The sequence below is a fragment of the Mesorhizobium sp. M2C.T.Ca.TU.002.02.1.1 genome, from assembly GCF_003997225.1.
The window spans coordinates 1-7,356 of sequence record NZ_RZTO01000260.1; the positions used below are offsets into that span (position 1 = coordinate 1).

Consider the following 7,356-nt stretch of genomic DNA (forward strand, 5'->3'; position numbering starts at 1 on the left):
CGATGACCGTCTCCACGGACGGCGATTCCTCCAGCGCCATCGTGGCGCAGTCGATCGGCGGCGGCGGCGGTAATGGCGGCACCAGCACCGGCGGTTCGGCTTCCCTGGGCGGCGGCGACGGCGTCACCGTCAACGCAAACTTTGCCATGGGCGGCAGCGGCGGCCAGGTCGTCTACGGCAACAGGGTCGATGTCATCAATTCGGGCAATCTGACCACGACCGGCGCCTTCTCGTCCGGCATCATGGCGCAGTCGATCGGCGGCGGTGGCGGCATCGGCGGCTCCAGCACGGCCAAGTCCTACAATATCGGTGGCACCAGCCAGACCAGCGTCAGCGTCAATATGGGCCTCGCCGGCTCGGGTGGCGGCGCGGCCGACGCCATGAAGGTCACGGTCAACAACACAGGCATCATCCTCACGTCGGGCTTCGGCTCCACCGGCATCATGGCGATGTCGGTTGGCGGCGGTGGTGGCGCGGCGGGCGCCGCGTCGGCTTCGGACGAAACCGTAGGCGGCGATATCGGCTCCGGCGATGAAGGCTCGACCTCGGTTTCGATCGGCGTGGCTCTCGCCCTTCCGGGCGGCACGGCCGGCAATGGCGGCGAGGTCTCCGTCACCAACAACAACTGGATCATCACCGACGGCGCCTTCTCCTACGGCATCAGCGCCAGTTCCATCGGCGGCGGCGGTGGCGTCGGCGGCTCGGCCTCGGCCGGCGCCACGGCCGAATACGCCATTGGCGGCGCCATCGCCGGCGGCGGAGGCAGCGCCGGCAACGGCGCGCTGGTCGAAGTCGCCAACAATTCGAACGGCTTCATCTGGACCAAGCGGGAGAACTCGATCGGCGTCTTCGCGCAGTCGATCGGCGGCGGCGGCGGTTCAGGCGGCGCGGGCAAGAGCACCGGCAGCGACGGCGGCACGGTCGACGTCAAGTTCTCGATGGGCGGGCTGGGCGCCGGCGGCGGCGATGGCGGCGAGGTGCATGTCACCAACAGCGGCATCATCGAGACTGACATGGCCAACTCGCACGGCATCATGGCGCAGTCGATCGGCGGCGGCGGCGGCGTCGGCGGCGCGGCCGCCTCGACATCGGCGGACGCCAAGGTTTCGATCGCGGCATCGCTCGGCGGTCTCGGCGGCGACGGCGGCATCGGCAAGTTCGTCCATGTGATCAACAATGCGAGCGGCCAGATCATCACCAACGGCGACAATTCCTACGGCGTCTTCGCACAGTCGATCGGCGGCGGCGGCGGCGCGGCCGGCAGCGGCTCGACCGAGACCGGCGAGGCCGAGGACGTCGCGGTCAACCTGTCGATCGGCGGCATCGGGGGCTCGGGCAGCCGCGGCGGCGACGTCACCGTCGACAACCACGGCGAGATCACGACCTACGGCTATCTTTCGCATGGCATCTTCGCGCAATCGGTCGGCGGCGGCGGCGGCGCCTCGGGCGCAGCGGCCAGTGCTTCGACGGCCGACATGAGCATCGGCGGCGCGGTTTCCCTGCCGGCCGGCGACGGCGCTAACGGCGGCCATGTCATCGTCAACAATGACGGCGTCATCACCACCAACAAGGACGGCGCGATCGGCATCTTCGCCCAGTCGATCGGCGGCGGCGGCGGCTACGGCGGAACCGTGACGGCCGACACGGCCGGCGACAGCTCGGTGGCGCTGCAGATCGGCGGCTTCGGCGGCAGCGGCGGCAATGGCGGCAAGGTCGAGGTCGACGTCTCCGGCAAGATCGAGACGTTCGGCGCGCGCGCCCATGGCGTGGTGGCGCAGTCGATCGGCGGCGGCGGCGGTTATGGCGGCGACGCCAGCGGCAAGGCCTCGAACGCGCTGGCCATCGGCGGCCTCGGCGGCAATGGTGGCGACGGCGGCGACGTGACGGTGACCCGCACCGGCGAGATCATCACGCACGGCAAGGATTCCATCGCCATCATCGCGCAATCGGTCGGCGGCGGCGGCGGTTTCGGCGGCGCGGGCTTCGGCCGCTTCGGCGCCGATGACGACGGCGGCGGGCCGAATGCCATCGGCTTCAACACGCCGGGCGGCACCAAGGGCACCGGCGGCACGGTCACCATCATCCAGTCGGGCGCGATCGAGACCGATGGCGACCGCGCGCACGGCATCGTCGCCCAGGCGGTCGGCGGCGGCGGTGGCGCGGGCGGCAATTCCTCGCTCGACATGAACCAGTCGGCGGCCGGCTCGCAAGGCGGTATCGGCGACGCGGCGGCGGCGACGGCCAGCACCGACAGCCAGGTCTGGGTGAAGGGCGCTAGCTCCTATGCGATGTTTGGCCAGAGCGCCACCGGCCAGGGCAACTCCAACCTCGTCCATCTGACCGCCGGCGGCAGCCTGTTCGCGCAGGGCGCCGACTCGGTGGCGGCCTATGGCGAGAGCACGGCGCAGGGCACCAAGGGCAACATCACCATCGATCTCAAGGGCCAGTACACGATCGGCGGTTCCAGCACCGGCGTTGCCGTCATGCTGGTGGGCGGACAGGACAACACCGTCAACAACAACAGCCTGCTCTATGCGATGGGCGCGACGCCGACCTTCTCGATCATGCAATCAAAACTGGCGGCCTTCAGCGCTTCGCTGCTGGCACCCGGTCCCGTCGTGCCGGACGATGCGATCCTGGAATCGCTGCTCGACCAGTTCAGCCCGCTCGCGGTCACCGGCACCTCGGGCAACGATACCTTCAAGAACCAGAAGAGCATCGTCGGCCTCGGCCGGGTGATCGGCAATGTCGATCTCGGCGGCGGCAAGCGCTGGGTCACCGTCGCGCCGGCGAACGGCCAGGGCGCGCGGCTGCTGCTGGCGGAAGCATCCGGCGAGGAGCAGGCAAGCCGCATCGGCAACCAGACCGGCGGCCGGGTCTTCCTCTTCCTCGAGACCGACGATTTTTCCCGTGACCATCAGGCGATGTTCGCCAAGGGCGTCGAGTTCCGCGAGGCGCCGCGCCACGAGGCTTACGGCACGGTGGCGGTCTTTGCCGATCTCTACGGCAATCTCTGGGACCTGATCGAGCCGAAACGGCAGGGCTGACCCGGCCCGCATAGGTCCTTTGTTCTGTCGCAGATTCTTACCGGAAAGCCGTACGACACTTTTCCGGAATCTGCTCAGTTGCTTTTTCCCGGCCGCCAGCCTATGTAGCCGGTTCTTGAGCGCGCCCATCGTCTAGCGGTCAGGACACCGCCCTCTCACGGCGGGAACAGGGGTTCGATTCCCCTTGGGCGTACCAAGCTTCCTGATTACTTCGCCATGTCACACGAACGTCAAGCGTCATGCAGCGTGCGTTTGTTCACGAGGCGCTACTGACAGGCGAAGTCCCATGGCCTCGAGGACCGCTGCAACCGTAGAAAGGGAGGGATTCCCTTTTTCGCTGAGCGCCTTGTAAAGGCTTTCACGGGACATGCCGGTTTTCTTGGCGATCTCCGTCATTCCCCTGGACCGGGCAACATCGCCAAGCGCCTTGCACAGGAAAGAGAGATCGCCTTCCTCCATGACGGCATCGAGATAAGCGACGATATCCTCTTCTGTGTCGAGGAATTTGGCCGCGTCCCACTTGCTGGTCGTAATTGCCATTTCTAAACCTCCTTGGCGATTTCCAGCGCTCGCCTTATGTCGCGATTCTGGCTGGCTTTGTCGCCGCCGCACAGAAGGATGACGATGACGTCTCCGCGCTTCAGAAAATAAATCCGGTAGCCAGGCCCGTAGTCGATGCGGAGCTCACCAATGCCTTCAAAAAACTTGGCGTCACCGAGATTTCCGAATTCGACACGGCTGATGCGTGCCTGAATCCGGGCTTTTGCCCTGCGGTCACGAAGGCTCTCGAACCATGCGTCGAATACATTGGTCGTGATGACTTCGATCATGGCTAAATGTATCTTATGGGATACGATTTGGCAACGTTATTGTTGGCGGGCGGGGGCTGACCGCTCTATAGCTGCCGACGCCGTATCGTTTCGGCGAGTTCGGCAAAGGCTTCCACTATACCCTCGCCGTTCTTGGCGCTCACGAACTTGACGCTCGATCGCGGCAGCTGGCCGATCTCTTCGGCGCTGCCGGGGGCTTCGGCGAGATCGATCTTGTTCACGAGCGCCCTGTACGGCCTGCCCGGAAATCGCGCCTCGAAGCTGCGGACCAATTCGACCATGCGCGTCACCGTTTGCGGGCGCGTCACGTCCGAGACGATGATCGCGGCCGACGCGCCGGTGACGTAGACGGTGTCGAAGATACGCGCGCCGAAATCGCCGTCGGTGTCCCAAAGCACAAGGCGCGCCGCCTCGCCGCCGCGAAGCGGATCGGCCGGAACGTCGTAGCTCAGCACCTCGACGCCGAGCGTGGATTTGTATTCGCCGTCGAAACGATCATGCACGAGGCGGTACATGATCGAGGTCTTGCCCACGCCCATGTCACCCAGCAGCATGACCTTTGCGCTGACCATCACTGAAGGCGCTCGGCTTGAAACACGTTTTCGAAGGTGACCCGGCGGTTCCCTTCGCTCGGCACGTCGGAGATCGGTACCGACGACGAGCGCGAGACCACGAACAATCGCGATGGCTCGATCCCGAGCGAAACCAATTTGCGCACCACCTGATCGGCTCTCTTGCGGGCAACCACGCGGTTGGTCGATTCCGTCCCGGTATCGTCCGCGTGGCCGACAATCCGGACTCTCAGGTCGTTGCCGGCAAGAAGTCCGGCCAGATCCTGGATCTGTTGCTCAGCCTGTTTGTCATCGGCAAACGCGTCGTTCGTGCCGAAGAAGATCGCCGTCGAGGCCATGAAGCGATCGAGCCGCTCGGCGGGGCTGTCGGCTATCGACCGCACCGCCTCGTATTGCTGGTTTCTGGCTTTTGCTTCCTCGGCCATCGCCGCGCGTATCTCGTCGATGCCCGCCCGCAGGCCGGCAAGGGATTGCAGCTCCTCCTGGCTCGGCCCGCGCGTCCGGTCGATACGGGCCTGCAGGCCTGCGAGAGACTGCCGCTGGCCGGCGAGCGCTTCGCCGGTTTCGCCGGCGGACTTGCGCAGGCCGGCAAGGGATTGTTGCAGCTCGGCGATCGCCCGCCGATTTTCGTCGATGCCCGCCTGGAGACCGGTCACCGACTGGCGCAGGCCGTCGATATCGGCACGCAGCGCCGCCGACTGTTCCATGCCCGGCACAACGCCGATCCGGCCGACGACCCGATAGGGCGCGGCGGCCTTGGCCAGGGCGTCGATCAGCGGAGCCGTCCGCACCTGGCTTGGTTCTATGCCGGAGACCGAGACGCTGCGGCCATGATGGTCAAAGTCCAGCCGCAGCGGAAAGCTTTCCAACAGCGGTTCCTTGCCGGCCAGTTCCTGGAGCGCATCGTTGGTGCGGCGTTCCAGCATGGTGCGGGTCCAATAGACGCTCGCCAGCCATGCCAGCCCGGCGGCGACAAGAGCCGCGAGCACGAACAAGGCGACCTTTCCGCCCCGACGCGGTTTGAGCTCGGCGGCGGGATCGGCTTCGATGGAGGTGGCCAGCGAAGCCAGCGTGGCGGCGTCGCAGTCCTTGCCGCCGTCCATACTCTCGATCGTGTCGAAGAAAAGCGAATTGATCCTGGCGTTGTCGACCGGGCGAAGGGGGCCGATGCATTCCGCCGCCAGGATGAACCGGGGCGAAGCGCGAAGCACGATCTCGCGCCCGCCGAAATCGAGCTGCTGCAGATTGCCTTCGCCGGCCAGGGCCTGGACGGAAAATTCCAGGATCGCCGCCACCATCGCGCTCAGCAGGTCGGCCCGCTCGTCGGAGGTCTCGTCGCGCTTCCAGTCCGCGACGAGGCGTCCGTTGCCGCGCTCGATCATCAGCAGCCGGTTGACGCGCGGCGGACTGGCGTTTGCCAGAACGAACTCGCTGATCGGACGGCCCGTCGCCAGCGACTTGATGCGCCCGATCCACAGTTCCGTCGATGTGAGCGCATTGAGGCGCTGCTCCAGCCGCGCGACGAGTTCCTTGAAGGCGTTCGCCACGGCCGCGCTGACCAACCGGCCCGTGATCGGGTAGAGCGCGTCGACCATGAGGTCGCGCGAATTTCTGATCTCGCTGCGGATCGCGGAGACTACCGACGGCGCGATGACATTGGCCAGCTCGCGCGGCCGAACGACTTCGGCGCGTTCCAGCGCGGCGACGAGGATGTCGGCCGTTGCGGTTTCGAGCCGTTCGGGGCTGCCGATATATTGCTGAAGGAGAAGGACGTCCGCTCCCAGCGCCTCGAGACGCGCCGCCTCCGTTTGAAAGAGCAGTTTTCTAAGCTGCTCGATCTCGCGGTTCTGGCCGGCGGCGGACGTCATGCTACTTTCCCGCGCGGCCGGACCCTAGCCCGCTGATGGTTGCTCCAAGGTCCGAAATCGCGGCGCCGATGTCCCTTTGCGAGGCGAGCCGCTTCTGTTCGGTCTCCCGCTCGAGCTCCAGGACGTGTGCCTGCAGTGCCGCGAGCTCCTTCGCAAAGTCCGCCTGGAGCTGCTTGATGCTGGCCTGCATCTCCTCGCGCAGACCGGCCAGATTGCTTTCGAGCGATCGCTGCGCGCCTCCGAACAGGAGATTGCGAACCTGATCGATCGTGGCCTCGGCATGGATCGTGGCTTCCGACCCATTGGCGGAGGCAGCTCCATCCGCGGCTTTTGCGGCTTGCTCGGCGGCTTTCATTTTCTTTCCTCGGTTCTCACGCTCACTGACACTGTGACGACCGTTATATCAAATCCTAATTCGTGTGACAGGCAACCGACTTATTGCCGTCGCCGGCTGTCGAGCGTCGGGCGTGGCATTTAGGCAGCCCTGTCCATCGTCACCTACCGCAATGACGAGGCTCACGCCAGTCGTCCTACGAACTGGGTCGGACCGAGCTTATCCGCCCCTTACCGCAAACGAGCGTGGCAGGAACGGCGCGCTTGGTTCAGGTGCGATCAGGCTGCCGCCGAATGTGACTTTCGTCATCTTCGGTCCTGACCTTCGTCAAGTGTCGCAATCCCGCGAAACGGCATAGATCACGCCTGAACGCTGCGCGACGGCGGATGTGATTTTTCGACGGGAGGTTCCCAGATGGGATTTTTGGACAGTCTGCAAAGCGCATTGCAGGGCGGGCAGCAGGGCGGAGGCTCGAACCTCCTGGCCGATGCGCTGACCAGCGTCGGCGGCTACCAGGGCGTGCTTGCCATGCTGCAGAAGTCAGGCCTCGGCGACCGCGTCGAATCCTGGCTGAGCACCAACGCCTCAAATCTTCCGATCGCGCCCGACGAGATCAAGGCAGCGCTTGGCGACCAGCGCCTGCAGCAACTGGCGAGCCAGTTTGGGATTCCTCTGGATCAGCTGGCCGGCGTCCTGGCTCAGCAT

General features: G+C 65.7%; 6 protein-coding genes, 1 tRNA gene and 1 pseudogene. 3 read left to right on the forward strand and 5 right to left on the reverse strand.

The window, feature by feature from the left end; translation table 11 throughout:
* Positions 1-2,744 precede the first annotated feature (2,744 nt).
* Together EOD07_RS38125 and EOD07_RS15705 are read left to right on the forward strand one after the other, a co-directional pair.
* A pseudogene (locus EOD07_RS38125) lies at positions 2,745-3,047 on the forward strand (VOC family protein); the annotation flags it as partial.
* 121 nt (positions 3,048-3,168) lie between these two features.
* A tRNA-Glu gene (locus EOD07_RS15705) sits at positions 3,169-3,243 on the forward strand.
* Between the two features lie 41 nt (positions 3,244-3,284).
* Here EOD07_RS15705 and EOD07_RS15710 read toward each other — a convergent pair.
* The 5 genes from EOD07_RS15710 to EOD07_RS15730 form a co-directional block, all read right to left on the reverse strand.
* Complete coding sequence (locus EOD07_RS15710; RefSeq protein ID WP_127236123.1) at positions 3,285-3,587, reverse strand: addiction module antidote protein; 303 nt, start codon at positions 3,585-3,587, stop codon at positions 3,285-3,287.
* A 2-nt stretch (positions 3,588-3,589) separates the two neighbouring features.
* Positions 3,590-3,877 carry a type II toxin-antitoxin system RelE/ParE family toxin gene (locus EOD07_RS15715; protein ID WP_127236124.1) on the reverse strand — a complete coding sequence of 96 codons (288 nt, stop codon included), beginning with the start codon at positions 3,875-3,877 and terminating at the stop codon, positions 3,590-3,592.
* A gap of 65 nt (positions 3,878-3,942) precedes the next feature.
* On the reverse strand, positions 3,943-4,449 hold the full coding sequence (locus EOD07_RS15720; RefSeq protein ID WP_127236127.1) for a GTP-binding protein: 507 nt from the start codon (positions 4,447-4,449) through the stop codon (positions 3,943-3,945).
* Complete coding sequence (locus EOD07_RS15725) at positions 4,449-6,317, reverse strand: OmpA family protein (protein ID WP_127236125.1); 1,869 nt, start codon at positions 6,315-6,317, stop codon at positions 4,449-4,451. Before EOD07_RS15725 ends, EOD07_RS15720 begins: the two co-directional genes overlap by 1 nt.
* Position 6,318: 1 nt before the next feature.
* Positions 6,319-6,672: a hypothetical protein gene (locus tag EOD07_RS15730; RefSeq protein WP_040985106.1), complete on the reverse strand. Its 354-nt coding sequence runs from the start codon at positions 6,670-6,672 to the stop codon at positions 6,319-6,321.
* A 351-nt stretch (positions 6,673-7,023) separates the two neighbouring features.
* On the opposite strand from EOD07_RS15730, the gene EOD07_RS15735 reads away from it, so the two are divergent.
* The coding region (locus tag EOD07_RS15735; protein ID WP_281059057.1) for a YidB family protein at positions 7,024-7,356 on the forward strand (333 nt) is incomplete at its 3' end.

Coding starts and splice junctions, on each gene's coding strand:
- EOD07_RS15710 (WP_127236123.1), bottom strand. CDS start 3,587: ATGGCAATTACGACCAGCAAGTGGGACGCGGCCAAATTCCTCGACACA.
- EOD07_RS15715 (WP_127236124.1), bottom strand. CDS start 3,877: ATGATCGAAGTCATCACGACCAATGTATTCGACGCATGGTTCGAGAGC.
- EOD07_RS15720 (WP_127236127.1), bottom strand. CDS start 4,449: ATGGTCAGCGCAAAGGTCATGCTGCTGGGTGACATGGGCGTGGGCAAG.
- EOD07_RS15725 (WP_127236125.1), bottom strand. CDS start 6,317: ATGACGTCCGCCGCCGGCCAGAACCGCGAGATCGAGCAGCTTAGAAAA.
- EOD07_RS15730 (WP_040985106.1), bottom strand. CDS start 6,672: ATGAAAGCCGCCGAGCAAGCCGCAAAAGCCGCGGATGGAGCTGCCTCC.